We start from the raw sequence: 23,957 nt of genomic DNA, 5'->3' as shown, positions 1-23,957 counted from the left end.
GCGGCAAGGAAAGTGACAACGCGCCTTCGTGCCCCACCTTCATGCTTGTCAGCAAGCGCGCGGCAGGAGTAGATCGAGGGCATGAGCGATTTTCGAACCCTGTCCGCCGACTATAGCGTCGCCCCGCAAATCAGCATCGAGGATGTCGCCGAGGCGAAAGCCGCGGGCTTTGCGATGCTGATCAACAATCGTCCCGATGGTGAGGAGCCTTCGGCGCCGCAGGGCGACGATATCGCGCATGCCGCGGCGGCCGAAGGGCTGGCCTATGCCGCGATCCCGATCGGCCATGCGGGCTTCAGCCATGCGCAGATCGATGCGCTCGACAAACTGCTCGGCGATGCGACGGGGCCGATCCTCGCCTATTGCCGGTCGGGCACGCGCTCGACGCATCTGTGGGCGCTGACCCGCGCGCGCGCGGGTGACGATGTCGATGGCATCGCCGAGGCAGCCGCGAATGCGGGCTATGATCTCAGTGGGTTGCGACCGATGCTGGACGCGCTCGCGGGGGAAAAATGAATCAGGCGGCGCTGATCCAGCTGGGCGCATCGCTGATCGCGGTATTTTTCATTGCCTGGCTGGTCGGGAAGATCGGGCTCGGCGGCGATCCGCGGATCGCGGATGCAAGCCACGCAATCCAGCTGGCCGAAGAGGCCGAGGCGGGGTTTCGCGGGGTCGAGGTCGCGCGCGACCGGGCGGGCTTTGCCGCGATCGTGCGCAATGCCGAGGGACGGATGATGCTGGTTCGCGCGCATGGCAATTTCTTTGCCGCGCGGCCGGTCGATGCCAGCGTGATCGGGCGGCTCGACAAGGATTTCCTGACACTGACGACGCCCGAGCGGACATTCGGCGCGGTGACGCTGCAATTGGGGAAGGATGCGGGAATGTGGGCCAGCCGGATGCGCGAGTTCAGCCGTGGATAAGCTGCCCGATCCGGTAACCTACGCCGTTCCCGCCTTCATCCTGCTTCTGATCGCCGAGATGATCATTTCGCTGCGCGCCGACAAAAGCCGGTACGAAGCGCGCGACACGCTGACCTCGCTGATGCTCGGCACGGTGAGCCAGATCGCGGGCGCTCTCGTCGGTGCGGCGGTGATTGGCGCGTCGGTGTGGGTGTACCAATACCGCCTGTTCGACATCGGGATCGAATTCAAAAGCTGGTGGTGGGCGTGGATCCTCTGCTTCTTCCTCGACGACCTCGCTTATTATGCCTTCCACCGCAGCGCGCACCGCGTGCGCTGGTTCTGGGCGAGCCATGTCATCCACCACAGTTCGCAGCATTATAATCTGTCGACCGCGCTCCGGCAGACATGGACGGGTTTCTTCAGCCTGACCTTCCTGTTCCGCTTGCCGCTCTTCCTGATCGGCTTTCCGCCCGCGATGGTGTTTTTCTGCGCCGGGCTGAACCTGATCTATCAATTCTGGATCCATACCGAGGCAATCAAGCGGCTGCCCAAATGGTTCGAGGCGGTGATGAATACCCCGTCGCACCACCGCGTCCATCATGGCGTGAACCCGCGCTATCTCGACGCCAATTATGCGGGCGTGTTCATCATCTGGGACAAGATGTTCGGCAGCTTCGTCGCCGAACGCGACGACGAACCCGTGCGTTACGGCATCGTCAAGCAGCTTGGCAGCTTCAACATATTATGGGCCGCGGTGCATGAATGGGTCGGGATCGCGAAGGATGTCTGGCACGCGCCGTGGCGGCACAAGCTCGATTATATGTGGCGCGAGCCCGGCTGGAGCCACGACGGCAGCCGCGCGACGAGCGCAATGATCAAGGAACGCTGGGCGGCGGGGCGGGCGGTGGAAGAACCGGCGGAGTAGGGCTGCCCTAAACCCGTTCGTGTCGAGCGAAGTCGAGACACCTCGAAGGCGCGCGCGACCGATGGGCATCTCGACTTCGCTCGATGCGAACGGTGAAGGGTATCAGCCCCCTTGCCTCACCCCCTAATGACATTCATGTAAGCACCCGGGCGACCGCCAGCAGGCGGCGTAAGGGAGAGTCGCAAGCATGGATCAGTTCGACATCATCGTCATCGGCGGCGGCAGCGCGGGGAGCGCGGCGGCGGGGCGGCTGGCCGAGGACGGCAAGCGTACCGTCTGTCTGGTCGAGGCGGGCGGGCGCAACGACAATATGCTGATCAAGACCCCGGGGTTCATGCCCTTCATCCGGAACAGCTCGAACTATAAATATGAGACGGTGCCGCAGGCGGGGCTGAACGGGCGCGCCGGCTATCAGCCGCGCGGGCGCGGACTCGGCGGGTCGAGCGCGATCAACGCGATGGTCTATATTCGCGGGCACCAGTTCGATTACGACCAGTGGGCGGCGCTCGGCGCGACGGGGTGGAGCTATGCCGACGTGCTGCCTTTCTTCAAGCGGAGCGAAGGCAATGAGCGCGGCGGCGACGAATTCCACGGGGGCGGCGGGCCGCTGAATGTGATGGACCAGCGCTGGCCCAATGTGACGAGCCGGCGCTTCGTCGAGAGCGCGGCGTCGCTGCAATTGCCGCGCACGGCGGATTTCAATGGCCCCAGCAACGAAGGCTTCGGCCTTTATCAGGTGACGCAGAAGGGCGGCGAACGCTGGTCGGCGGCGCGCGCCTATGTCGAGCCGCTGCGCGAGCATGGCAATTTCGCGGTGCGAACCGGCGCGCTCGTCGAGAAGATACTCGTCGAGGACGGGCGCGCGACGGGGGTGGTGATCCGGCGCGGTGGACGCCGCGAGACGCTGCGCGCGCGGGGTGGGGTGATCCTGTCGGCCGGCGCCTTCAACAGCCCGCAGATATTGATGCTGTCGGGGATCGGGCCGGGCGCGCATCTGAAGGACAAGGGGATCGAGGTGACGCTCGACCGCGCGGGGGTCGGCGACAATCTGCAGGATCATATCGACTATGTGTCGAGCTGGGAGACGCGCTCGACCGAGCCGTTCGGCGACAGCGCCGGCGGCACCTGGCGGATGGTGAAGGCGATCTTCGAGCACCGGACGAAACGCAGCGGGATCATGACGACCTGTTTCGCCGAGGCGGGGGGATTCTGGAAATCGCGGCCCGACCTGCCCGCGCCCGACATCCAATATCATTTCGTGCCCGCGATGCTCGAGGATCACGGGCGCACCAAGGTGAAGGGGCACGGCTTTTCATGCCACGCCTGCGTGCTCCGGCCCGAGAGCCGCGGGACGGTGCGGCTGGCGTCGTCCGATGCCGCGGCGGCGCCTGCGATCGATCCGGGCTTTCTGACCGATGCGCGCGATATGGCAACCTTGCGGGCGGGCGTGCGGATGATGCACCGGATCGCGGCGGCACCGCCGCTGGCGGATTATGCAGGGGCCGACCGCCATCCGGTGGACCTCGACGATGATGCCGCGCTCGACGCGCTGATCCGCAGTCGCGCCGACACCGTCTATCACCCTGTCGGCACATGCCGGATGGGGAGCGACGCCGATGCCGTGGTCGATCCGACGCTGAAGCTGAACGGCATCGACGGGCTGTGGGTCGCCGATGCGAGCGTCATGCCGCGGCTGGTGTCGGGGAACACCAATGCGCCGAGCATCATGATCGGGGAGCGGGCGGCCGATTTCGTGAAGGCGGCGCTGAACTAGGCGGTGCACGCTGCGGCCAGCAGCGCGCCGCTTTTCGTGAGGTCATAACGGCTCGCCGGCGGACGCATATCGAGTATTTCGCGCGTCACCAGCCCGTGCTTGCCAAGCGCGGTCAGCCCCTGCGACAGTGCGCGCGGGGTGGCGGGAGTCAGCAGGCGCGACAGCGCGTTGAAGCGGTCGTGGCCCGCGCCGATCCCGACGACGAGCGGAAGTCCCCAGCGCGTCGCGGCACCGGGTGGCAGGTCAATTGCCGCTTGCGCCTCGCTAATCGTTGCGGCGCGTGCGGCGGCGGCGGCGCCGGCTTCGGTCAGGATATATTCGGGACGGAGCGGGTGGCCGTGACCGGAGTTGCGCGCCACCCAGCCGATCGTCGCCGCGGCCTCCAGCGTGCGCGTGAGGCTGTCGCGCGAGAGTCCGAGGCGGTGGATCAGTTCGACGAAGCGCGCGCCCTTGTGTGCCGCCAGATCGGCGAGCAGCGGCACCAGCCAGCGATGGCTGCCGAGCTGAATCAGCACGGGGTCGGACGCGGTTGACGGCATTTGCAACTAACTATACAAACCAGACCATTGAGGCAAGCGATATGGGCCATGCGATTCTCCGCGCGGCTCGGTGCTTCGCGAAAAGGGAGGAATGGCATGGCGCTTCAGATCGGATCCGAACTCACCTGTTCGATGGGGGTCAAGGACATGACCGCGTCGATCGCCTGGTACGAGCGCGTGCTGTTGTGCGAGCTGCTCTACCGCGCCGACGAGCTCGGCTGGTGCGAGCTCAAGACGCCGATGGCGGGGGTGAATATCGGGCTCAGTCAGGTCGAGGCGGTGGTGCAGGGCGGCGGCGCGACCAATGTGTTCGAGGTGGCTGACATCGAGGAGGCGAAAGTGCATCTCGATGCCGAGGGTGTGCGGCAGGATGGCGATATCCAGCATATTCCGGGGTTGGTGAAATTGCTCACTTTTTACGATCCCGACGGCAACGCCTTCATGTTCTCGCAGTCCGAGATAGCGGCATGACATCGCTCTGGTGGGCGGCGGCGGCGCTGATGGCGCCGGCCGCGCCCGCCGCCGAAGCCCCGTCGCTCGCCGCCTGGCATGGCAGCTGGGCCGGTGAGGGCCAGGCGTTCGGCAAGCCCGCGACGGCGACGCTCGACATCGCACCGGGCGTGGGCGAGGCGACGACGCTCGCCTATCGTCTGCGCATCGCGGGCACGCCGCCGATCGCCTATTCGGCCGAGGCGACGTACGCCTTCGACACGAAGGGGCGCGTGCGCGGAAAATGGACCGACAGCTATGGCGGGACGCGCGCGGTGGTCGGCGGGGTGAATGCGGCGAAATGGTGGACGCATTGGGGCAGCGCCGATGTCGAAATCGGCCGGTCGACCTATGTCCTTGAAGCGGACGGAAGACTCGTCGTCAGCGATTCGATTCTGCAGGACGACGGCAGCTGGCGCATCTTCGCCATGCTGCGCTATGCGCGCACAAATCGCTGAAAACTGCCGATTTTGGGCAGAATCTGTGTTGCGCACAAAAAAAGAGGGCCGGGACTTGCGTCCCGGCCCAGCCTTTCAGGCTCTCCCCTCCTGAAACTGTTGACGCAATGAATGCCATATTAATGTCATGATGGGAAGGCTTAAATTGCGGCAATGCTGCGCAAATTTTGTGCAACATTTCAGCGCCTGAAAATGGGCCGGAACGCGTCCGCGCCCGGCCCATCTCTCTCCGTCAGAAGCCCTTGCGAACCGTGACGCCGAAGGTGCGCGGCTGGTTCGTTGCAAAGCCGAGCCGCGCGCGCCCGCCGCGTTCGCGGTCGAAGGCGAGCAGCGCATTTTCGTCGAGCAGATTGTTTACATAGACCGAGATTTCGAACTCGTTCGGAAACTCGATCCCTGCGCCGAGGTTCACCAGCTGATAATCGGGCAGCTTGAGGTCAAGCGTCGTCGCCGAACCGATCGGCGCGCCGCCAAAGGTGAAGCCGTGGACGAAGGTCCGCGGGTTGTTTTCCTGATCGCCGGGCTGGGTATAGCGGCTGCCGACATGCTGGAAGGATGCGGTGACGAAGGCGTTGGTGTCCGACGACGCATCGATCGGGAAGCTGTAGGTCGCGTTCGCCGCCATCTGGAACTTCGGCACCGAGGGCAGGCGGTTGCCCTCGCGGATGCCCTCGATCACCGTCCCGTTCGGGCGTGTGAGCGTCGAATCGAACTCGGCCTCGACATAGCTGCCCGACAGCCCGAGATCGAGCCCGGTGAACGGGCTGGCGGACAGCTCGACCTCGAGCCCCATCGTATGCGCGTCGGCGTTGAACACGATACGCGACGAGCAACTGCCGGCATCGGCGGTGACCTGCAGATTGTTGATCTTGGTATAGAAGCCGGCGGCGTTGAACGTGATGCCACCGAACTGCGCCTTCACCCCGCCTTCATAGTTCCACAAGGTTTCGTCGTCGTAGCGCGGGCGGCCGCTGAAGGTCTGCGCGTCGGGGCCGTTCGGCACGCCGCCGTCGCACAGCGGCAGGTTGAGCGGATCGTTGACGCCGCCGAGGCGGAAGCCCTTCGACGCCTGCGCGTTGAGCGTGATGCCGTCGGCGACATCATAGCTGAGCAGCAAGCGCGGCGAGAAGCCGGTCGACGAGGTCTTGTCGCGGGCATTGTCGCCGTTGGGGAATAGCCCGCCCGATACGAAACGCCGGCTTTCGTCGAAAGCATAATAACGACCGCCGAGCGTCGCGGTGAAGGCTTCGGTGAGGTCGTAGCTCAGCTCGCCGAAAATAGCGATCTGCGACAGGTCATAAGGGATGTCGGCGTTATAGGGCGAATCGGGACCAAAGCCGTTGGCGAGCGCCGCCGAGGTGCCCGCGCCGAACCTCGCATCGGTGAACACGTCATAACCCGGCGTCGGAAGGCGCTGGGTATAGTCACGTTTGACGTTGGCATAATAGCCGCCGACGAGCCACTGGAAGGGGCCGGTTCCCGCCGAGTTCACCCGCAATTCCTGCGTGAATTGCTTGACGCCCGTGGTGTCGACAAGGTTCGAGGGCAACAATATGCCCGCAACCGGAAAACCGAGGTCGGCCGAAACGCTGCCCGTCAGCGCGCTCGCGTCGCGGCTGACGAGGATGTCGCGATCGGTGTAGGTCGTCACCGACGTCACGCCGATCACGTCACCATCATAGCTCATTGTCAGGTCGAAGAGCTTGACCTCATCCTCGAACGCCTCGTCGAGCAGCAGATATTGCTGGCGTTCCTTGAAGGTCACCTGCGGCCGCGTCGTCGTGAACTGGTTGGCGAAGAGGTTATAGACCTCCTGCCGGTTGAAGCCGTCGGTCTTGACCTTTTGATAGACGAAGCGCGGGGTGATCGACAGATTCTCGGCAGGTTTCCACAGCAGCGAGAAGCGTCCGCCATAGCGTTCGCCGCTGTTGACGTCCTCGCTCTCGCCGCCGCCTTCGCGCAGCGCATTAATGAAGCCCGCGTAACGCGTATAATAGCCGACCGCGCGCATCGCGAGATTGGGGCTCAATGGCAGGTTGATCGCGCCCTTGAGGTGGCCGCCGAAATCGTCGCCGTCGACGAGGTTCACATTGCCTTCGACCTTGCCCTCGATGCCGTCGAGATTGGGCTGGTTGGTAATGTAGCGGAGCGTGCCGCCGACCGAACCCGAGCCGAAGAGCGTGCCCTGCGGCCCGCGCAGCGTCTCGACGCGGTTGAGGTCGAACAGGTCGAGGTCGGGGGTGAAGAGTGACAGCGAGACGACCGATTCGTCGAGATAGACGCCAACCTGTTCCTTCACGCCCGGCTGGTCGCGCGCGATCTGGCCCGCCGAGACGCCGCGCACCGACACCTGGCTTTGCCCGGGCCCGAGATTCTGGACCGTCAGGCCCGCGACGTTGCGCGACAGATCCTCGACAGTACTCGCGTTTGCGCGCTCGATCGCCTGTTCGGTCTGCGCGTTGATCGAAAAGGGAACGTCCTGCAGGCTCGCGTCGCGCTTGGTCGCGGTGACGATAATCTCGTTGCCGTCATAGCTGTTCGCAGGCGCGTCCTGCGCCACTGCCGGGGTGCTTGCAAGCGCAAGGCACGACAAGCCCGCGAGCATAGATGCTCGTGCATTCATGATAATCCTCCTCCTGATGGCCAATCTACGCTGGTCCGGGCGGGAGGGTGCGCTTCTTGTTTCCATTACGCAATGGCGCATGAATATTGCGCGAAATAAAGGCCGGGACATGTTGCGCGCCAGCCACAGTAAGAAAATGACAAAAATGGACGAGACTGTGCCCCGCGCTCGCGGCCGTTCCCGCCACAAAAAAAGGCCGGGACCTGTGTCCCGGCCAGTGGCCGTTCGGGCCACAAACTTAAAAAATGGCCGGGGGCAAGCCCCGGCCAGTGGTTCGCAGGAGGAACCTCGGTAGGATCCCGCCGCCGCCGTTTGAAAGGAGAGAGACGTGCGGCGACGGGTATCCTGTCTCGTCAGTAGTTGTAGGCGCGCTCCCCATGTTCGCCGAGGTCGAGCCCTTCGCGTTCGACCTCTTCCGAAACGCGGAGGCCGGTGAGCAGCTTGGCGACATAGATGGCGATGACGGTGCCGACGCTGGCCCAGACGATCGTCGCGGCAACCGCCGAAATCTGGGTCACGAGCTGCGGTCCGATCGCAAAATCGTCGCCGCCGGGGCCGCCGAGGCTGGGGGCATAGACGATCGCGGTGCCGATCGCGCCGACGATGCCGCCGACGCCGTGGATGCCGAAGGCGTCGAGCGAGTCGTCATAGCCGAGCTTGGGCTTGAGCACCGTCACGGCGTAGAAAGCGATCAGCGACGCGACCGCGCCGAGGACGATGGCGCCGAACGGCCCCGAATTGCCCGCCGCCGGGGTCACCGCGACGAGGCCGGCGATGATGCCCGAGCAGAAGCCGAGCGCCGAGGGCTTATGGCCCGCGAGCTTTTCGGCGAGCATCCAGAACAGCGCGGCCGAGGCAGTCGCGACGAAGGTGTTGATCATCGCGAGCGCGGCCGAGCCATTGGCTTCGAGCGCCGAGCCGGCGTTGAAGCCGAACCAGCCCACCCACAGCATGCCGGTGCCGACCATCGTGAGGGTCAGCGAGTGCGGCGCCATGATTTCCTTCTGGTAGCCGATGCGCTTGCCGAGGATCATCGCGGCGACGAGCGCCGAGACACCCGCGTTGATGTGCACGACGGTGCCGCCGGCGAAATCGAGCGCGCCCATTTCGAAGAAGAGGCCGCCCGCCGCCCACACCATGTGCGCGATCGGGAAATAGACGATCGTCAGCCAGATCGCGCCGAACACCATCACCGCCGAGAATTTCATGCGTTCGACGACCGATCCGAGGACCAGCGCGAGGGTGATCGCGGCAAAGGTCATCTGGAAGCTGATGAACACATATTCGGGCAGCTTGAAGCCGTCGCTGAACGTGTCGGCGAGGCTGTCGGGCGTGACACCGGCGAGGAAGAATTTGCCCCAGGCGATGAAGGCATTGCCCTCGGGACCAAAGGCGAGGCCATAGCCATAGATCACCCAGATGATCATCGCGAGGCAGGCGGCGGCGCCGATCTGCGTCATCGTCGACAGCATATTCTTGGTGCGCGTGAGACCGCCGTAGAAGAGCGCGAGGCCCGGCAGGATCATCAGGAGCACGAGCACGGTCGAGGTCATCATCCAGGCGGTGTCGCCCTTGTCGACCACGGCCGCGACCACCGGTTCGGGTGCCGCCGCGGCGACTTCCTGCGCCCAGGCGGGCAGCGCGGCGAACAGCGAGAGGCCGACGGCCCCGGCGCCCGCCGCAAATTTCTTTGCGAACGTCATGTTTTCCCCCTTCGTCATTACAGTGCCGCCTCGCCGGTCTCGCCGGTGCGGATGCGCACCGCCTGACCCACGTCTAGGACGAAAATCTTGCCGTCGCCGATCGATCCGGTGCCGGCCGTGTGCTGCAGCGTCTCGACGACGCGCGGTGCAAGCGCGTCGTCGCAGACGAGCTCGATCTTCACCTTTGGCACCATGTTGGTGGCATATTCGGCGCCGCGGTAGATTTCGGTCTGCCCCTTTTGCCGGCCGAAGCCCTTGACCTCGGTCACGGTCATGCCGGCGATGCCCAGACCGGTGAGCGCTTCGCGCACCTCGTCGAGCTTGAATGGTTTGATGATGGCCAAGATCAGCTTCATGACGCCCCCTTTTGCTAATGGCACCATGTTGCACTGCAACGGCCGTGCCAGATTGCGCGGGGCGCGCGAAAGTTAACATTTTGTGACGGTATGGGCGGAGTAAGCGACCTATTCGGTCGTTCGGTGGGCAGGGAAGGCAGCGGATTGCCTAAAATTTGGGCAATGGCCGTCGCGCCCGCGAAGGCGGGGGCCGCAGTCTGCCTTGCGTAACATCTCTCGCGGCCCCCACCTCCGCGGGGGCGACGGTTTCTACTCGGCCGCCTTGAACCGCGCCCAGATCGGCAGATGGTCCGACGCGCGTGCCGCGAGCGCGCTCTGGTGGACGCCCGCCTCGACGGCTTCGAGATCGGGCGTCGCGAAAATACGATCCAGCTTCGCGACGGGGCGGCGGCTGTGGAAGCTGTGGCCGGTGTCGACAAGCCGGTGGCGCTCGCCGAAATCGGCGAGGCAGCCGCCGCGCGGCCGCCATTCGTTGCAGTCGCCCATCAGGATCGTCGGCAGATCCTCGCCCTCGGCGACATGGTTCAGGATCGCGCGCGCCTGCTGGCGGCGGCGCAGCCCTGAAATGTCGAGATGCATGCCGACGACGCGGAGCCGCGTTTCGCCGATGCGCACCGTCGCCGCGACGGCGCCGCGCGGCTCGAGCGTCGGCAAATGGAGCGCGTGGCTTTCCTCGACCACGGCGCCCTTGCGCACGAGCAGCGCGTTGCCGTGCCAGCCGATCGCATAGGGACGGCCGCTGAGCAGGTCGACCGGGACATAATCGCTATGGTCCTCGAACATATGCGGCGGGATCGCGCTCGCGCGCGTGCCGAAACGGCGGTCGGCCTCCTGCAGCGCGACGATATCGGCGTCGAGCTCGCCGAGCACCGACAGCACCCGGCCCGGGTCGCGGCGCCGGTCGAGCCCGATGCCCTTGCGCATATTGTAACTGGCGACCTTGATCATGACGTGTTTTTCAAGCGCTCAGGCCGCGTTTCCGTTCCCGCCGGACTCGAATTCGGCGATCAGCGCCTGCGCCTCGTCCAAATCCTCGTCGAGCACCATGATGCGGACGGGGATGAGCAGACCGACGCTTTCGGCGATGTTCATGCCCGCATCGAAGCACACCGCATGGACGCCGGCGCTCTCGAGCCGGCCGCGCAGCAGCTCGGCCTCGGCGCCGTTGGGAAGGCGCACCAGCTCGACCAATGGCATCAGGCGTCGCCCGCGATGAAACGGTCGGTCGGGCGCGTCGGCAGGCCGTCGATGCTTCGGTCGCGTTCCTTGAATTTTTCGACCCACAGCGTGCGGTCGGCCTGGCGGTGATATTTTTGCAGCGTGTCGCGCTCGTGCTGCAATTCCATCATTGGCACCCCCCAGCCGCAGCTCGTCTGTACGCTGTCGATATCGATCACGAAGATCTGGCGTGTGCCGGGAAGCAGGGTGAAGTTTGCGGCGAGCGCGTCCCACTCGGCATCCTGCGGCAGCACGGGGCGGCCGCGGCCATAGATGCGCAGGATCAATGCCGTGCGATCGAAGGCGCAGAACATGATCGTGATGCGCCCGTCGGCGGCAAGATGCGCGTGCGTCTCGTTGCCCGATCCGCCAAGGTCGAGATAGGCGACCTGCGCGTCCGAAAGGACTTTGAAGCTGTCGGCATAGCCCTTGGGCGACAGGTTGATGCGCGCATCGGCGGCGGCCGTCGCGGTGAAAAAGACCGGCTGTTTTTCGATAAAGGCGATATGCTTGTCAGTCAGCGTATCGGTGAATTCCATGACTGTTCTCCGTATCGCGCCAGCCCTATCACCAATTCCTGCCCTCTTCTATCGCGGCTTCCTCGTCGGCGCGGGTGGCGCGGCCGAGGGCCTCGTTGCGATGCGGAAAGCGGCCGAAGCGGTCGACGATGTCGAAATGCTTTTGCGCATAATCCTGGAACATCGGGGCGTCGAACTGGGCGAACAGGCGCAGCGATTCGCGCTGGTCGTCCATATTCTCACTATGCTGGAAGGGCAGGCAGGCGAATTGGCGCCGCTCGTCGGGCCAGTTTTCGTGCCAGCCGCGCGCGACGGTGCCGCGCGCGATCGCGCGGGCGAGATCGTCGGTCGCGAAGGCATCGGCGTGACCGCGATAGATGTTGCGCGGCACCTGATCGAACAGGATCGTCGCGGCGAGCGCGGTGTCGGGATCGGTGAGGAAGGCTTCGGCGGGCTGCGATCGCAAAGCCTCGTGCCAGCCTTCCGCCAGATCGCGGACCGCTTCATCGAATTCGGCGCCGCCGCCGTACCAGTCGTCCATGCCATGCTCGTCAAACCAGAAGGCGAGGAGTTGCTGCGCCCAGTCGGCGGGGGGCGGGGCGTTTTCGTTTTCGGCCAAGGTCTTTGTTCCCATCAAGCGTCATCCCGGCGAAGGGTGTTCAGAGGCACGTGACTCTGAAACCGGATCTCGACGTAACGGTTTGACGCAACGCGGAGATCCCGGCCTTCGCCGGGACGACGACTTTAATGTGGATCGAAGGGCGCGCAACCGCGCCGGAGCTTATTCGCCCTTGACGCGCTTGTACGGCACAAACTGGCCGAGCGATACGAAGCCGGCGTACATATGGCTGGTGCGGTCGCGCAGTTCGACGGCGTCGATGCTGCACAGCTGGCTGCCGATCGTCTTGGTGACGAGGATATCGTCATCGTCGAGCGATTCGGCCCCGCCCTTCGGCCGGTTGACCCAATAGGTGCTGCCGACCTTGTAGACGATCGCGGTCTTTTCGATGATCTGAGAGCTGCGCGCGGTCGAGAGCGAGATGCAGTCCTGCGGCTCGCCCGCGACGCGCCCTTCGAGCAGCTTGGCAAGCTGATCTTCGGGCGCAAGCTTTTCGCGCGCGGTGGCGGCGGGTGCGGCCGCGATGGCTGCGGCGGCAAGAAGCGCCGGGATGAGGTGACGCATGGTTCGACTCCTGTCTTTCATACCCTACCCGGCGCCTTTTTGCGCCAACGTGCGTGAACAGGGGCTGACTCGCCGTTGTTTCAGCACGCCCCGTCGGGAAGCGGGATGCCCAGCGGACCTTTGCATTTCTTTTTCTTCGCGGGTTCGGCCGGGGTGCTGCCGCCCATATTCGATCCGCTCATCCCGCCGAAATCGGCACCGACCATCAGCATGGTATGCGAGCGGAAGCGCACCTTCGCGGTCCAGTCGATGTTCCACGCCGCATTGCCCGCGGGCTTGGGCGGATAGGAGAAATTGGCCTCGGGCCCGAAAGCGTTGAGGTTGCCGATCAGCATTTCGCCCGACGCTTTCTTGACCTCTGCGGGGATCTGACAGCTCGTCTGCGTTGGTGGCATCACGATCTTCTTGGTGATCAGATTCGCGACGACCGATGGCGGCAGCCAGTCCCAGAGACCGCCACCGAATTCCTTCGACGCGCTGCTCGTCCACCAGACGATATCGCCCATGTCATTCTTGCCGCCGCCATTGCCCATGCCGCCGATCGTCCACGCGACATAGCCCGTAGCGTTCGGCACGCTGTTCCAGCGGACCATCACCGACTGGTCGCCCTGGATCGCGGTCGAGGCGCTGAGCCCCTGCATATAATCCTGCCCCAGCGTGAAGTTGATGTCGGGGCCGATATTGCTCGCGACGCGGTGCGCGCCGAGCAGCGATGAGCCCGATCCGGGCTGCTTGCCGCCCTTGTTGTTCGGCCAGTCGACATAGGAACGGCTATTCGCCTTGCTCACTTCGCGGATCACCGGGACCGCGCTGGAGAAGAGACCCTGCGGCATCTGGCCCGCGGCGACCTTGGCGAAATCGATCACCACCGGCTGGCCTGGCCCCGCCTTCGCGCCGCAGCCCCAATAGAGCAATAGACGGCCTTTCGGGCGTTCGAACGGGGTGGTTCCGGGCTCGTCCTTGCCCTCGATCGTCGTCAGCGGGACCGACTTGCCCATCTTCGCCTGCGGCAGGAAGAAATGGTCGCCCTTCGGTGGCGGCGCGGTGGCGGCATCATTCGAGCCGAGGCGGAGGAGGAGCTGGTGCGCGACCTTGCTCGACGGATCGCCGCCGAACATCATCCCCATCGCGCCGCCGAGGCCGCCCCTGCCGCCGCCCGCCATCGCGGCGAAGCCCGACATCGTCGCGACGTCCATTTCGTAACGCTCTTTGGGGCCGGTGGTTTTTTGCGCAGAGCCGGGAACGGCGGCGAGGACCGCGGCGACGGCGGCCACGGAAACGAAACGCAGATTCGAACGCATATTACCCTCCCTGTTGCAGGGGATCCCCCCCACGGATGATGCGACCGATTCTTCTTCTGTTTGCGTAAGCTATATGCGCGGGAGGGCGGAACGCCAAGTGAGGGTGATCACAGGCTGTATGCGATGCAAATCTTCGTCACCCCGGACTTGATCCGGGGCCTGCCTTCCTTCGCGAAGAAAAGGCGGGTGCCGGGTCAAGCCCGGCATGACGGATATGGGATCAGGCCGTGCCGCCCACCGTCAGCCCGTTGACCAGCAGGGTCGGCTGGCCGACGCCCGCGGGGACGCTCTGGCCGGCCTTGCCGCAAATGCCGATGCCCTCGTCGATCGCCATGTCGTTGCCGATGCCGGTGACTTTGGTGAGCACGCTCGGGCCGTCGCCGATCAAGGTCGCACCCTTGATCGAGTCCCCGAGCTTGCCGTTCTCGATCTTGTACGCCTCGGTGCAGCTGAAGACGAACTTGCCCGACACGATGTCGACCTGTCCGCCGCCGAAGCTTTTAGCGAAAATGCCGTTCTTGACGCGCGACAGAAGCTCGGCGGGATCGTCGTTGCCGCCGCGCATGAAGGTGTTGGTCATCCGCGGCATCGGGGCGTGGGCGAAGCTTTCGCGGCGACCGTTGCCGGTGGGCTCGACCCCCATCAGGCGCGCGTTGAGGCGGTCCTGCATATAGCCTTTGAGGATACCGTCTTCGATCAGCACCGTCTCGCCGGTCGGCGTGCCTTCGTCGTCGATCGAAAGCGAGCCGCGGCGGCCGCCGCCGACCGGGCTGTCCATCGCGCCGTCGTCGACGACGGTGACGCCGGGCGCGGCGACGCGTTCGCCGATGCGGCCCGAGAAGGCGCTCGTGCCCTTGCGGTTGAAATCGCCTTCGAGCCCGTGGCCGACGGCTTCGTGGAGCAGCACGCCGGGCCAGCCGGGGCCGAGGAGGACGGTGAATTCGCCCGCGGGGGCGTCGACCGCGCGCAGATTGACGAGCGCCTGCGCCAGCGCCTCGTCGATCGCGCGGTTCCACTGCGCGGGTTCGAACAGATGGTCGTACATATAGCGACCGCCGAGGCCGAAATAACCGGTTTCGCGGCGGCCATTTTCCTCGACAACGATCGACACGTTGAGGCGGACGAGCGGGCGGATGTCGGTCGCGAGGAAGCCGTCGGCGCGGACGATCTCGACCACTGACCAGCTGCCCGCGAGCGCAACCGAGACCTGCACGATGCGGGGGTCACGTTCGCGCGCGGCGGCGTCGATTTCCTGGCAGAGCGCGACCTTCTTCGCGAAGGGGATGAGGTCGAGCGGGTTTGCTTCGTCATAGAGGTGGCGGTTGGTGCGAGGCGGCGGTGCGGCGTGCGCCTGATTCGAAGGGTCGAGCAAGGCGAGCGTCTCGGCGGCGCGGCGGATCGCGCCGGCGCTGATGTCGCTCGCGTGCGCAAAGCCCGTCATCTCGCCCGACACGGCGCGGAGGCCAAAGCCCGCGTCGGTCGAATAATCTGCGGTCTTGAGCCGCCCGTCGTCGAAGCCGAAGCTCTCGGTCGCGCGATATTGCAGGTACAGCTCGCCGTCGTCGGCCTTGGCGAGCGCTTCGCGCGCGAGCGCCTGCGCCAGATCGGGGTCGAGCGCGTCGGCGCGATAGAGGAAGCGGCGGGGATCGAGACTGGTCATGCCGCCGATATAGGCACGCGCATCCCCCGACGCCAGCTGTCAGAGATAATTGACGGTCAGCGTGAAGGTGCCGCTGTAATCGCCCTCGGGCTGGTTCGCGGGAACGGTGAGCGTGCCGCCGATATAATAGCTCTGGACCCCGCTGGGCAGCAATGTCCCGCCGAGCAGCGCGATGCCGCCGCCGCTGGTGCTCGCCGCGCGGACAAGGCTCGCGGTCATCGGGGCTGCGCCGCCGCCGGCGCGTGTCAGCGTGACCGAGGTGCTGCCCGATACGGTGATCAGCAATATGCCGCCGGTGCCCTGGAACACCGCGCGCTGCGCCGCCGATCCGACCGGGGTGACGCCGCCGCCGGTCGTGCGCGCGTTGGTGACGGGGCTGATCGTGACGGTGCCGCCGGTCGCGCCGCTGATCAGCGTGCCGAAATCGAGATCGTCGGTCTTGATCAGCGTGTTCGGGCGGACGACCGCCGCGTTGGCGGTGCCGGGCATGTCGGCGGCATAGGCTGGTCCGCATAGTGCCGCGCTCGCCATTGCCACAGCGAGGGTCAGGGCGCGAGTAGCCCCCCGACTATGTCTGGTCCCCTGAATCCCCACAGATTCTGCTCCTGTCTGGCACATCCTATGCCAGCGGGACCTTCATCACTGATGCATGGGGTTGGTGAATCGGCCGTTTACTTCCGGCCCGGGAATCACGCGTTGTCGGCAACGCCGACGTTCAGCCTTTGTCGGCGATCCCGCCGATGAGAATGAAGCGGCGGTCGCAATAGCCGCAGTCGGCGAAACCCTCGTCGGTGTCGATTTCGAGCCACACGCGCGGGTGGCCGAGCGCCGCATCGGCGAGGCCATCGCCGGTGCCGTCGCAGGCGATGCGGGTCTTGGGCGTGCGGATGGTTTCGGGTGCGGGCTGGGTCATCGACCGCGCCCATAGCAAGCAGGACGGGCGCCCGCAATCGGGTCTGCGTAATCGGTGTGGGCTTTGACGGCACCGGTGCAGGCACCCTTTCGGGTGCAAGTGGTCCCCCGGTGCCGTCTTCCCCCCACAGGAAGGCCTAAAGATAGTTTAAGGTGATCGTGAACGTACCGCTGTAATCGCCCGGAGCCTGGTTCGCGCCGACTTCGAGCGTGCCGCCGACGGGGAAATTATAGTTGCCGAGCGGCGAGGTGATGCGGAAGCGCGTCGGGGTCGTCGACAGGATCGCGGTCGGCGTGCTGCCGATCTCGAAATTGCGGACGCGCATCCGGACGCCCGGCCCGATGATCCAGATAGTGTTCGATCCGAGCGAGATATTGACCTGGCGGTTGAAGCTGCCGAGCCCCGCGAAGCGCGCGGGCTCGCCGCCATTGCCCGCGAGCGTGACGCCGCCGGTGCGGCTGCGCGATCCGTCGGGCTCGATTGTCACCGTCCCCGCGGTCGCCGACGGAATGATATCGCCGAAGTCGAGATCGTTGACCTTGAAGAAGGAAAGCGGGCGAAGCACGATGGCTTCGGCTTCGCCTTGCGCGCTGCCCTGCGCCAGCGCCGGCGAAGCGGCGGCGGGCGCGATCAGGAGCGCAAATATGGCTAGGCCGCGCTGCATTGGCAGCGGGCAAAAGATGTGACTGGTCCCCACATCCGCCGTCCTAGCGGCGAGTTTCCAATTTAGCGTTAACGCGGGGCTGACGAAAAATTAGCAGGCTTTCGCACGCCGAGGCGCGCCGCTATGGAGGCGGCCATGAGTGAAGCCGCCATCCGCATCGACGCCGTCTCCAAACTTTATGCCGGCGGCAAGCAGGCGCTCGACAATGTCAGTTTCGACGTGCCGCGCGGCCAGATCTTCGGGCTGCTCGGGCCGAACGGCGCGGGCAAGTCAACGCTGATCAACATCCTCGCGGGGCTTGTCAACAAGACGGCCGGGCATGCGAGCATCTGGGGCTTCGACATCGACGCCGATCCGCGCAACGCCAAATATTCGATCGGCATCGTGCCGCAGGAGATCGTCTTCGACCCCTTTTTCACGCCGTACGAGACGCTCGAGAATCAGGCGGGGTTGTACGGAGTGCCGAAGGCGAAGCGCATTTCGGACGAACTGCTCGCCGCGGTGCATCTTTCGGACAAGCGCGACGCCTATGCGCGCACGCTGTCAGGGGGGATGAAGCGGCGGTTGCTCGTGGCAAAAGCAATGGTCCATTCGCCGCCGATCATCGTGCTCGACGAGCCGACCGCGGGGGTCGATATCGAACTCCGCCAGCAGCTGTGGGACTATGTCCAGCGGCTCAACGATCGTGGTGTCACCGTGGTGCTGACGACGCATTATCTCGAAGAGGCCGAGGAGCTGTGCGACCGCATCGCGATCATCAACCATGGCAAGCTGATCGCGAACAAGCCGACGCGCGAGCTGGTCGACATGGCGCGCGAGAAGATCGTTGTCGTCACGCTCGACGCCGACGTCGCTGAACTGCCGGCGCACCCCGCGTTCGACAAGGTCGAGCGCGAGGGCGAGCGCGGGCTCGCGATCAGCTATAACAAGGACCGGATGAACGCGGGCGAGGTGCTCGCCGCGGTCAATGCGATGGGGCACGGCATCGTCGACGTCTCGACGCGCGAGGCCGATCTGGAAGATGTGTTCCTGAATCTGACGCGCAGCGCCGTCTGAGCGTCAGCGCCGCGTCAGGCGCGCGGCGACCCCGAAATGATCCGACGGATATTCGCCGTCCACCGGCGTGTCGCCGATGACTCGCGCGCCGGTGACGGCGAACGCCGCCACGTCGGCGAAGATATGGTCGATCACGCGAGGCGCGTGACCGCGCGCGGGATTGAGCGTCGTTTCCGCCGCGCCCTGCGGCAACGCCGAGACGAAGCGCGGCCTCCCCATCGCGCTGAGGCCGGGGTCGCCCTGCGGCGCGTTGAAGTCGCCCATCACGACAAGCGGGACGCTATCGCGGGGTAGCCAGGCGAGCAGGTCGGCAAGCTGCTCCGCGCGCACCGCTGCGGCGTCGGGTTGCCATGCGAGATGCGTCGCGACGATGTCGACCGGCCCGCTTGCGGTCTGGACGCGCACGCGGATCGCGGTGCGATAATCCGACAGCGGCGCAAGCTTGCGGCGCGCGACCTCGATTACCGGCAGGCGCGTCAGGATTGCATTGCCATAGCGTTTGGGCGAACCCTCGGGCTCGGGCGCGACGAAGTGGACTTGCGTATAGCCAAGGTCGCGGGCGATCGTGGCGGCCTGATTCGGCAGTCCTTTTTTCGCGTCCTCGAGCACTTCCTGCAACGCGATGACGTCCGCGTCCGCTTCGCGCAGCGCCGCCACGAGCAACGCGCGCCGCGCCGGCCAATGCCCCCCCGCGTCGTGCCAGATATTGAAGGTCGCGACGCCGAGGTCGCCGGCAGAACCTGCCCCGACGCGATGCGCGCAGGCCGCAAGCGACAGTGTCGCCATCGCGGCCAGCAGCGCGCGCCGGTTAAGTTCCGCTTTGAGCATGTCGACAAATTCCCTTGGTCGGCGTCTTCGATCCCCCTGTCATGCGGCGCCTTGCTGTGCAACAGAGGCGCCATGAGTGAATACGACGTCATTATCGTGGGCTCGGGTGCGGCGGGGCTGACCGCCGCCATCGCGCTCGCCGACCATTGCAAGGTGCTCGTGCTCGCGAAAGGCGAGCTCACGGGCGGGTCGACCGCATGGGCGCAGGGCGGGATCGCGGCGGTGCTCGACGCGGGCGACACGTTCGAGAATCATATCGAGGACACGATGATCGCGGGCGGCGGATTGAACCGGCGCGAGACGGTCGAGTTCGTCGTCGAGAATGCCCCGCACGCGATCGAGCGGCTCGTCGAGATGGGGGTGCCGTTCAACAAGGATGCCGAGGCGCTGCACCTGACGCGCGAGGGTGGGCATTCGCATCGCCGCATCGTCCATGTCGACGACGCGACCGGCTGGGCGGTGCAGGCGGCGCTATTGAAGACCGCCGAGGCGCATCCGAACATCACCCTGCTGCCGGGGCAGGCGTGCATCGATCTGATCACCGGACGGCACGAGGAACGCTATTCGGGGTCGGGGCGGGTGTGGGGCGTCTATGCGCTCGACGAAAAAACGGGGAAGGTCCGAGCGCATGTCGGCCGCGCGACGATCCTCGCGAGCGGCGGCGCGGGGCGCGTGTATCAGTTTTCGACCGCGCCGCGCGGCGCGACCGGCGACGGCATCGCGATGGCGTGGCGCGCGGGCGCGCGCGTCTCGAACATGGAAATGATGCAGTTCCACCCGACCTGCCTCTATAATCTCGACGTCAAGAATTTCCTGATCACCGAGGCGGTGCGCGGTGAGGGCGGAATCCTGAAGCATCCGGTCACGGGGCATCGCTATATGCCCGATTATGACGTGCGCGCCGAGCTGGCGCCGCGCGATGTCGTCGCGCGCGCGAACGACGACCAGATCAAGCGTTCGGGGCTCGATTATGTCCACCTCGACATCAGCCATCAGGACCCCGATTTCGTCGCGGGGCATTTCCCGAACATCTATGAAAAGCTGCTGACGCTCGGCATTGACATGACGAAGCAGCCGATCCCGGTCGTGCCCGCGCAGCATTATACGTGCGGCGGGGTGCTGATCGACCTCGACGGACGCACCGACCTGCCGGGGCTTTATGCCGCGGGCGAGTGCACCGAGAGCGGGCTGCACGGCGCCAATCGTCTCGCGTCGAACTCGCTGCTCGAATGTTTCGTGTTCGGCGAGGCGGCGGCGAAGCATATCATTGAAAGCTGGGACCAGCTCGACACGCCGCCCGCGATCCGGCCGTGGGACGCGAGCCGCGTCACCGACTCGGACGAAGAGGTGGTGATCAAGCAGAACTGGACCGAGATTCGCCGCTTCATGTGGAATTATGTCGGCATCGTGCGCACGACGAAGCGGCTGGAGCGCGCACGGCACCGCATCGACATGATGACGCACGAGGTCGAGGATTATTACGGCCATTTCCGCGTCACCACCGACCTGATCGAGCTTAGAAACCTGCTGCAATGCGCCGAGCTGATCGTGCGCAGCGCGCTTCACCGCAAGGAAAGCCGCGGGTTGCATTACACGCTCGATTACCCCGATCTGCTGCCGCAGGCGGTCGATACGGTGCTGGTGCCGTGATCGGTGGCTAAAGGGTCGCGGACGAAGCTTCCGCCGCCCTATCTGCGGCGGGTGTGGATGCGCGAGCCCACGCCGGATGCGGACCCGCCCGCGGTCGATCGAGATCAATATCCCTTCAATATCCCCCTATTCGCCGACCCGGCGTTCGAAATCCGGCTCGAGAAACCCGTCACGATATTGGTGGGCGAAAACGGATCGGGCAAATCGACCTTGCTCGAAGCGATCGCGGTGCTCGCCGGATTCAGCGAGGGCGGGGGCGGCTATGGCCATATGGCCGTCGAGCGGTCGGACATTTCGGGAAGCGATGGCGGCATATTGGCCGATGCCCTGCGCGCCGCGTGGCTCCCCAAGATCGGCAAAGGTTTCTTTTTCCGCGCCGAAACCTTCTTCACCCTCGCGCGCTACGTCGATCAGGCCGCCTATGACGTTGGCGCAGGACGGCCCGATTATCTGTCCTGGTCGCACGGCGAAGGATTCCTGGGTTTTTTCGAAGAGCGCGCCGATCAACAGGGCATCTATATTTTCGACGAACCCGAATCGGCGCTGTCGCCGTCGCGCCAGTTCGAATTCCTCAAATTGCTTCGCCGCATCCAGCGCGCGAACAACAGCCAGGTCATCATGGCGACGCATTCGCCGATCCTGATGGCGCTGCCCGACGCCGATCTGTGGCAGATCAGCCCGCTCGGTATCGAGCCGGTCCAGCTCGAAGATACGGCGCATTACCGGCTCTATCGCGAATTTATGCTCTATCCGCACGAGACGGTCGAGGCGATGATCGAATAGGCGGTCAGCCCCCGACGCCGAGCAGCCGCCCGACCAAAATCAGCACGATCGCGCCGATGACCGAGGCGAGGCAGCCCGCGCGGCTGAAGTCGCCGCGGCCGCGCGAGGTCGCGAGGCCCGCAAGAAGCGAGCCGCCGATGCCGAGCAGGATTGTGGCGATCCATCCCATCTCGACCGCGCCGGGATAGAAGAAGCGCGCGAGTGCGCCGATGACCAAGCCCGAAATGATCGCGCCGATGATGTTGATCATGCATTGAATCCTTCATTGAGGAAGCGTTCCGCGAGCGCGGCGTGCAAGGCGGCGCCGCGCGCCATTACGCTCTCGTCGAGCACCATATGGTTCGAGTGGAGTCCGCAGCATTGGCGCCAGTCGCTGCCCGCCTCGCTCGCGCCGAGCCAGAACATCGCGCCGGGGACTTTCTCGAGGACGTAGGAGAAATCCTCGGCGCCCATCACCGGATTGTCCATCGTCAGCCAGGCTTGCTCGCCAAAGGTCTCTTCGACCACCGACTGGCCGAAGCTCACCGCGCGGGCGTCGCATATGGTGACGGGGAAACCTTCCTCGATCGTCACCTCGGCGGTGCAGCCGTGCGCCTCGGCGATCGCGGGGGCGAGGCGCTTCAGCTCGCGCGCGACCATCGCGCGGCGTTCGGGCGAGAGCGTGCGGATCGTGCCGAGCATCTCGGCGCTTTCGGGGATGATATTATTCGTCGTGCCCGCCGCGATCTTGGCGATGGTGACAACCGCGGGATCGAACACCGAGATGCGGCGTGTCACCATCGTCTGGATCGCGGTGACGATCGAACAGGCAACGGGGATCGGGTCGATGCTGTCGTGCGGCATCGATGCATGGCCGCCCGCGCCCTTGACGATGATCGAAAGGACATCGGACGAGGCGAGCAGCGGACCCGCGCGCCCCGCAAAAATCCCGTGCGGCGCGTTGGGCATGATGTGGAGCGCGAAGGCGGCGTCGGGCAGCGGGTCGATGATCCCGTCATCGAGCATGAAGCGCGCGCCATGATGCCCCTCCTCGCCCGGCTGGAACATGAACATCACGGTGCCGGGCAGCCGGTCGCGCGCGGCGCAGAGCAGCTTCGCCGCGCCGACGAGCATCGCGACATGCGTGTCGTGCCCGCACGCATGCATTGCGCCGCTGATCTCGGACGTGAAATCGAGCCCCGTATCCTCGAGCAAAGGCAGCGCATCCATGTCGCCGCGCAGCAGCACGGTGCGCCCGTTCGCGGGGCCGCGGAGGATCGCGATCAGGCCCGTGGTCGACGGCCCCTCGCGAAATTCGAGCGGCAGCCCCGCGAGCGCATCCTTGATCTTCGCGAGCGTCTTCGGGTTCTGCAGCCCGAGTTCGGGCTCGCGATGGATCGCGCGGCGGAGGTCGACGAGATCGCCGAGCAAGGTTTCGGCCTCGGCGGGCCAGCTATGTGATAGGGTGTCCATGCGGCGACTGTGCCGCGAAGCCGGGCTCGTGTCGAGGGACCTCGGAGAGCCCGTTGCGCACGTCCATCGTGTCGGGCGTGCGAACATTCCACATCAGCCCTAGCCGCGCGCACAGGTGGATGAAGGCATAGCCCCAGTCGCTCTGCCCGGGGTGCAGCCCGATGCGCGCCGAGCCGGGGTAGGCGTGGTGATTATTGTGCCAGGCCTCACCCATCGTCGGGATCGCGGCCCAAGGGACGTCGAACGCCTGTACGCCGTGCGCGTCGACGGTCCAGTGCTGCGGCCCGCGATTGTGCGCGAGGTGGCCGACCAGCCAGTGTCCGTGGTTAGCCACGGCAACGCGCACCGCGACGCCCCAGATGACCCAGCCCCAGCCGCCGATCGCGAAAAAGAGCAGCGCGACGGGGAGTTGCTGCCAGCGCCACGTCGCCTCGAGCCAGCGATAAAAGGGGTCGCGGTCGAGTTCGGAAAAATCGAAACGCGGCGGGCGATCGAGGTCGAGGCGGCAATAGATTTGCCACCAGGCGTCGCGCAATATGTGCGTCTTGTGCGCGAGGAAGGGGTGGCAATCGGGTTGCCGCTGCGCCCAGTCGCGCGTGTCGTGCGCGCGAATGATGCCATGGGGCCCTGCCATGCCGACGAAGGCGCCGAACCAGACGAGCGTGCGGGTGAGCCAGCGGGGGGCCTTGAAACTGCCGTGGATCATCATCCGGTGATAGCCGACGCTGTGGCCGAGCAGCAGCGCCGCGCCGGTGGTGACGAAAAAGAGGAGGATGGCGGACGGCGTCGCGAAGAAGGGGCCGGCGATCAGGGCGACCAACGCCATGCCGCCGTTCCACAGGATGCTGGGCGCATCGCCGCGAACGCGCCCCACGCGCGGATCGGGGCCGGGCTCGTCGATCAGGAAATTGACAGCATGGGGGTCATCATCGCTTCGCATCGCCCGACTCCTCGCTCAAAAG

The 23,957-nt window shown here is 65.5% G+C and carries 27 protein-coding genes; 9 read left to right on the top strand and 18 right to left on the bottom strand.

Annotation, left to right across the window (positions count from 1 at the left end):
- The first annotated feature begins 81 nt into the window (after nucleotides 1–81).
- The 4 genes from J2X38_RS16610 to J2X38_RS16595 all read left to right on the top strand — a co-directional run bounded on the left by J2X38_RS16610 (nucleotide 82) and on the right by J2X38_RS16595 (nucleotide 3,601).
- Nucleotides 82–516, top strand: coding sequence for a TIGR01244 family sulfur transferase (locus J2X38_RS16610; RefSeq protein ID WP_310255590.1), 435 nt, complete (start codon nucleotides 82–84; stop codon nucleotides 514–516).
- Nucleotides 513–920, top strand: coding sequence for a hypothetical protein (locus J2X38_RS16605; protein ID WP_310255588.1), 408 nt, complete (start codon nucleotides 513–515; stop codon nucleotides 918–920). The genes J2X38_RS16610 and J2X38_RS16605 overlap by 4 nt, the downstream gene beginning before the upstream one ends.
- A complete protein-coding gene (locus J2X38_RS16600; RefSeq protein ID WP_310255586.1) occupies nucleotides 913–1,827 on the top strand; it encodes a sterol desaturase family protein in 915 nt (304 codons plus the stop codon). The genes J2X38_RS16605 and J2X38_RS16600 overlap by 8 nt, the downstream gene beginning before the upstream one ends.
- 187 nt (nucleotides 1,828–2,014) lie before the next feature.
- Entirely contained in the window at nucleotides 2,015–3,601 is a 1,587-nt protein-coding gene (locus J2X38_RS16595) for a GMC family oxidoreductase N-terminal domain-containing protein (protein ID WP_310255584.1), read from the top strand.
- On the opposite strand, the gene J2X38_RS16590 is transcribed toward J2X38_RS16595, so the two are convergent.
- Nucleotides 3,598–4,140 carry a winged helix-turn-helix transcriptional regulator gene (locus J2X38_RS16590; protein ID WP_058800981.1) on the bottom strand — a complete coding sequence of 181 codons (543 nt, stop codon included), beginning with the start codon at nucleotides 4,138–4,140 and terminating at the stop codon, nucleotides 3,598–3,600. The two genes, J2X38_RS16595 and J2X38_RS16590, sit on opposite strands and share 4 nt — an antisense overlap.
- Nucleotides 4,141–4,236: 96 nt before the next feature.
- On the opposite strand from J2X38_RS16590, the gene J2X38_RS16585 reads away from it, so the two are divergent.
- Entirely contained in the window at nucleotides 4,237–4,611 is a 375-nt protein-coding gene (locus J2X38_RS16585; RefSeq protein WP_310255582.1) for a VOC family protein, read from the top strand.
- The gene (locus tag J2X38_RS16580; RefSeq protein ID WP_310255580.1) at nucleotides 4,608–5,087 is read left to right on the top strand and encodes a hypothetical protein; all 480 of its coding nucleotides are present in this window, start codon (nucleotides 4,608–4,610) and stop codon (nucleotides 5,085–5,087) included. The genes J2X38_RS16585 and J2X38_RS16580 overlap by 4 nt, the downstream gene beginning before the upstream one ends.
- Before the next feature lie 232 nt (nucleotides 5,088–5,319).
- On the opposite strand, the gene J2X38_RS16575 is transcribed toward J2X38_RS16580, so the two are convergent.
- From J2X38_RS16575 to J2X38_RS16515, 13 genes are all read right to left on the bottom strand, one after another.
- Nucleotides 5,320–7,710 carry a TonB-dependent receptor gene (locus tag J2X38_RS16575; RefSeq protein WP_058537547.1) on the bottom strand — a complete coding sequence of 797 codons (2,391 nt, stop codon included), beginning with the start codon at nucleotides 7,708–7,710 and terminating at the stop codon, nucleotides 5,320–5,322.
- Nucleotides 7,711–8,063: 353 nt separating this feature from the next.
- The gene (locus J2X38_RS16570) at nucleotides 8,064–9,413 is read right to left on the bottom strand and encodes an ammonium transporter (RefSeq protein ID WP_058537819.1); all 1,350 of its coding nucleotides are present in this window, start codon (nucleotides 9,411–9,413) and stop codon (nucleotides 8,064–8,066) included.
- A 17-nt stretch (nucleotides 9,414–9,430) separates the two neighbouring features.
- Nucleotides 9,431–9,769, bottom strand: coding sequence for a P-II family nitrogen regulator (locus J2X38_RS16565; protein ID WP_056367782.1), 339 nt, complete (start codon nucleotides 9,767–9,769; stop codon nucleotides 9,431–9,433).
- Between the two features lie 249 nt (nucleotides 9,770–10,018).
- Nucleotides 10,019–10,717 (bottom strand): endonuclease/exonuclease/phosphatase family protein, encoded by a 699-nt coding sequence (locus tag J2X38_RS16560; RefSeq protein ID WP_310255574.1) that lies wholly within the window; start codon nucleotides 10,715–10,717, stop codon nucleotides 10,019–10,021.
- An 18-nt stretch (nucleotides 10,718–10,735) separates the two neighbouring features.
- On the bottom strand, nucleotides 10,736–10,966 hold the full coding sequence (locus tag J2X38_RS16555) for a DUF2007 domain-containing protein (RefSeq protein WP_058537549.1): 231 nt from the start codon (nucleotides 10,964–10,966) through the stop codon (nucleotides 10,736–10,738).
- A complete protein-coding gene (locus J2X38_RS16550; protein ID WP_058537550.1) occupies nucleotides 10,966–11,526 on the bottom strand; it encodes a pyridoxamine 5'-phosphate oxidase family protein in 561 nt (186 codons plus the stop codon). Before J2X38_RS16550 ends, J2X38_RS16555 begins: the two co-directional genes overlap by 1 nt.
- A gap of 28 nt (nucleotides 11,527–11,554) precedes the next feature.
- The gene (locus tag J2X38_RS16545) at nucleotides 11,555–12,124 is read right to left on the bottom strand and encodes a DUF924 family protein (RefSeq protein WP_310255573.1); all 570 of its coding nucleotides are present in this window, start codon (nucleotides 12,122–12,124) and stop codon (nucleotides 11,555–11,557) included.
- Nucleotides 12,125–12,286: 162 nt separating this feature from the next.
- Nucleotides 12,287–12,688: a hypothetical protein gene (locus tag J2X38_RS16540; RefSeq protein WP_058537552.1), complete on the bottom strand. Its 402-nt coding sequence runs from the start codon at nucleotides 12,686–12,688 to the stop codon at nucleotides 12,287–12,289.
- Nucleotides 12,689–12,768: 80 nt separating this feature from the next.
- Nucleotides 12,769–13,989: a hypothetical protein gene (locus tag J2X38_RS16535; RefSeq protein ID WP_310255570.1), complete on the bottom strand. Its 1,221-nt coding sequence runs from the start codon at nucleotides 13,987–13,989 to the stop codon at nucleotides 12,769–12,771.
- A gap of 220 nt (nucleotides 13,990–14,209) precedes the next feature.
- Entirely contained in the window at nucleotides 14,210–15,649 is a 1,440-nt protein-coding gene (tldD, locus tag J2X38_RS16530; protein ID WP_310255568.1) for a metalloprotease TldD, read from the bottom strand.
- 39 nt (nucleotides 15,650–15,688) lie between these two features.
- Nucleotides 15,689–16,180 carry a DUF4402 domain-containing protein gene (locus J2X38_RS16525; RefSeq protein ID WP_058800982.1) on the bottom strand — a complete coding sequence of 164 codons (492 nt, stop codon included), beginning with the start codon at nucleotides 16,178–16,180 and terminating at the stop codon, nucleotides 15,689–15,691.
- Between the two features lie 184 nt (nucleotides 16,181–16,364).
- Nucleotides 16,365–16,562 carry a zinc-finger domain-containing protein gene (locus tag J2X38_RS16520; protein WP_037513506.1) on the bottom strand — a complete coding sequence of 66 codons (198 nt, stop codon included), beginning with the start codon at nucleotides 16,560–16,562 and terminating at the stop codon, nucleotides 16,365–16,367.
- A 136-nt stretch (nucleotides 16,563–16,698) separates the two neighbouring features.
- Entirely contained in the window at nucleotides 16,699–17,259 is a 561-nt protein-coding gene (locus tag J2X38_RS16515; RefSeq protein WP_310255562.1) for a DUF4402 domain-containing protein, read from the bottom strand.
- A gap of 102 nt (nucleotides 17,260–17,361) precedes the next feature.
- Here J2X38_RS16515 and J2X38_RS16510 point away from each other — a divergent pair, with 102 nt between their 5' ends.
- The gene (locus J2X38_RS16510; RefSeq protein WP_058537820.1) at nucleotides 17,362–18,282 is read left to right on the top strand and encodes an ABC transporter ATP-binding protein; all 921 of its coding nucleotides are present in this window, start codon (nucleotides 17,362–17,364) and stop codon (nucleotides 18,280–18,282) included.
- A 3-nt stretch (nucleotides 18,283–18,285) separates the two neighbouring features.
- On the opposite strand, the gene J2X38_RS16505 is transcribed toward J2X38_RS16510, so the two are convergent.
- The gene (locus tag J2X38_RS16505) at nucleotides 18,286–19,110 is read right to left on the bottom strand and encodes an endonuclease/exonuclease/phosphatase family protein (RefSeq protein WP_310255556.1); all 825 of its coding nucleotides are present in this window, start codon (nucleotides 19,108–19,110) and stop codon (nucleotides 18,286–18,288) included.
- A gap of 72 nt (nucleotides 19,111–19,182) precedes the next feature.
- Here J2X38_RS16505 and nadB point away from each other — a divergent pair, with 72 nt between their 5' ends.
- Nucleotides 19,183–20,760 carry an L-aspartate oxidase gene (gene nadB / locus J2X38_RS16500; protein ID WP_310255554.1) on the top strand — a complete coding sequence of 526 codons (1,578 nt, stop codon included), beginning with the start codon at nucleotides 19,183–19,185 and terminating at the stop codon, nucleotides 20,758–20,760.
- A gap of 57 nt (nucleotides 20,761–20,817) precedes the next feature.
- Nucleotides 20,818–21,543, top strand: coding sequence for an AAA family ATPase (locus J2X38_RS16495; RefSeq protein ID WP_310255552.1), 726 nt, complete (start codon nucleotides 20,818–20,820; stop codon nucleotides 21,541–21,543).
- Between the two features lie 4 nt (nucleotides 21,544–21,547).
- On the opposite strand, the gene J2X38_RS16490 is transcribed toward J2X38_RS16495, so the two are convergent.
- From J2X38_RS16490 to J2X38_RS16480, 3 genes are read right to left on the bottom strand one after another with little or no spacing between them, the layout of a single operon-like run.
- Entirely contained in the window at nucleotides 21,548–21,793 is a 246-nt protein-coding gene (locus tag J2X38_RS16490) for a GlsB/YeaQ/YmgE family stress response membrane protein (protein ID WP_310255550.1), read from the bottom strand.
- Nucleotides 21,790–22,995 (bottom strand): M20 family metallopeptidase, encoded by a 1,206-nt coding sequence (locus J2X38_RS16485; RefSeq protein WP_310255548.1) that lies wholly within the window; start codon nucleotides 22,993–22,995, stop codon nucleotides 21,790–21,792. The genes J2X38_RS16490 and J2X38_RS16485 overlap by 4 nt, the downstream gene beginning before the upstream one ends.
- Entirely contained in the window at nucleotides 22,976–23,935 is a 960-nt protein-coding gene (locus tag J2X38_RS16480) for an acyl-CoA desaturase (RefSeq protein WP_310255545.1), read from the bottom strand. Before J2X38_RS16480 ends, J2X38_RS16485 begins: the two co-directional genes overlap by 20 nt.
- Nucleotides 23,936–23,957 lie beyond the last annotated feature (22 nt).

The sequence above is a fragment of the Sphingopyxis sp. BE235 genome (assembly GCF_031457175.1).
Classification (GTDB): domain Bacteria; phylum Pseudomonadota; class Alphaproteobacteria; order Sphingomonadales; family Sphingomonadaceae; genus Sphingopyxis.
The sequence above is the reverse complement of the archived record's forward strand: the minus strand, read 5'-3'. Positions and strand labels throughout refer to the sequence as shown.

Bases quoted from the DNA above. Each gene is read 5' to 3' on its own strand.
- J2X38_RS16595 (WP_310255584.1), top strand. From the start codon at position 2,015: ATGGATCAGTTCGACATCATCGTCATCGGCGGCGGCAGCGCGGGGAGC.
- nadB (WP_310255554.1), top strand. From the start codon at position 19,183: ATGAGTGAATACGACGTCATTATCGTGGGCTCGGGTGCGGCGGGGCTG.
- J2X38_RS16520 (WP_037513506.1), bottom strand. From the start codon at position 16,562: ATGACCCAGCCCGCACCCGAAACCATCCGCACGCCCAAGACCCGCATC.
- J2X38_RS16495 (WP_310255552.1), top strand. From the start codon at position 20,818: ATGCGCGAGCCCACGCCGGATGCGGACCCGCCCGCGGTCGATCGAGAT.
- J2X38_RS16540 (WP_058537552.1), bottom strand. From the start codon at position 12,688: ATGCGTCACCTCATCCCGGCGCTTCTTGCCGCCGCAGCCATCGCGGCC.
- J2X38_RS16565 (WP_056367782.1), bottom strand. From the start codon at position 9,769: ATGAAGCTGATCTTGGCCATCATCAAACCATTCAAGCTCGACGAGGTG.
- J2X38_RS16510 (WP_058537820.1), top strand. From the start codon at position 17,362: ATGAGTGAAGCCGCCATCCGCATCGACGCCGTCTCCAAACTTTATGCC.
- J2X38_RS16535 (WP_310255570.1), bottom strand. From the start codon at position 13,989: ATGCGTTCGAATCTGCGTTTCGTTTCCGTGGCCGCCGTCGCCGCGGTC.
- J2X38_RS16610 (WP_310255590.1), top strand. From the start codon at position 82: ATGAGCGATTTTCGAACCCTGTCCGCCGACTATAGCGTCGCCCCGCAA.
- J2X38_RS16585 (WP_310255582.1), top strand. From the start codon at position 4,237: ATGGCGCTTCAGATCGGATCCGAACTCACCTGTTCGATGGGGGTCAAG.
- tldD (WP_310255568.1), bottom strand. From the start codon at position 15,649: ATGACCAGTCTCGATCCCCGCCGCTTCCTCTATCGCGCCGACGCGCTC.
- J2X38_RS16485 (WP_310255548.1), bottom strand. From the start codon at position 22,995: ATGGACACCCTATCACATAGCTGGCCCGCCGAGGCCGAAACCTTGCTC.
- J2X38_RS16580 (WP_310255580.1), top strand. From the start codon at position 4,608: ATGACATCGCTCTGGTGGGCGGCGGCGGCGCTGATGGCGCCGGCCGCG.
- J2X38_RS16490 (WP_310255550.1), bottom strand. From the start codon at position 21,793: ATGATCAACATCATCGGCGCGATCATTTCGGGCTTGGTCATCGGCGCA.
- J2X38_RS16550 (WP_058537550.1), bottom strand. From the start codon at position 11,526: ATGGAATTCACCGATACGCTGACTGACAAGCATATCGCCTTTATCGAA.
- J2X38_RS16605 (WP_310255588.1), top strand. From the start codon at position 513: ATGAATCAGGCGGCGCTGATCCAGCTGGGCGCATCGCTGATCGCGGTA.
- J2X38_RS16480 (WP_310255545.1), bottom strand. From the start codon at position 23,935: ATGCGAAGCGATGATGACCCCCATGCTGTCAATTTCCTGATCGACGAG.
- J2X38_RS16570 (WP_058537819.1), bottom strand. From the start codon at position 9,413: ATGACGTTCGCAAAGAAATTTGCGGCGGGCGCCGGGGCCGTCGGCCTC.
- J2X38_RS16590 (WP_058800981.1), bottom strand. From the start codon at position 4,140: ATGCCGTCAACCGCGTCCGACCCCGTGCTGATTCAGCTCGGCAGCCAT.
- J2X38_RS16575 (WP_058537547.1), bottom strand. From the start codon at position 7,710: ATGAATGCACGAGCATCTATGCTCGCGGGCTTGTCGTGCCTTGCGCTT.
- J2X38_RS16505 (WP_310255556.1), bottom strand. From the start codon at position 19,110: ATGCTCAAAGCGGAACTTAACCGGCGCGCGCTGCTGGCCGCGATGGCG.
- J2X38_RS16560 (WP_310255574.1), bottom strand. From the start codon at position 10,717: ATGATCAAGGTCGCCAGTTACAATATGCGCAAGGGCATCGGGCTCGAC.
- J2X38_RS16525 (WP_058800982.1), bottom strand. From the start codon at position 16,180: ATGGCGAGCGCGGCACTATGCGGACCAGCCTATGCCGCCGACATGCCC.
- J2X38_RS16555 (WP_058537549.1), bottom strand. From the start codon at position 10,966: ATGCCATTGGTCGAGCTGGTGCGCCTTCCCAACGGCGCCGAGGCCGAG.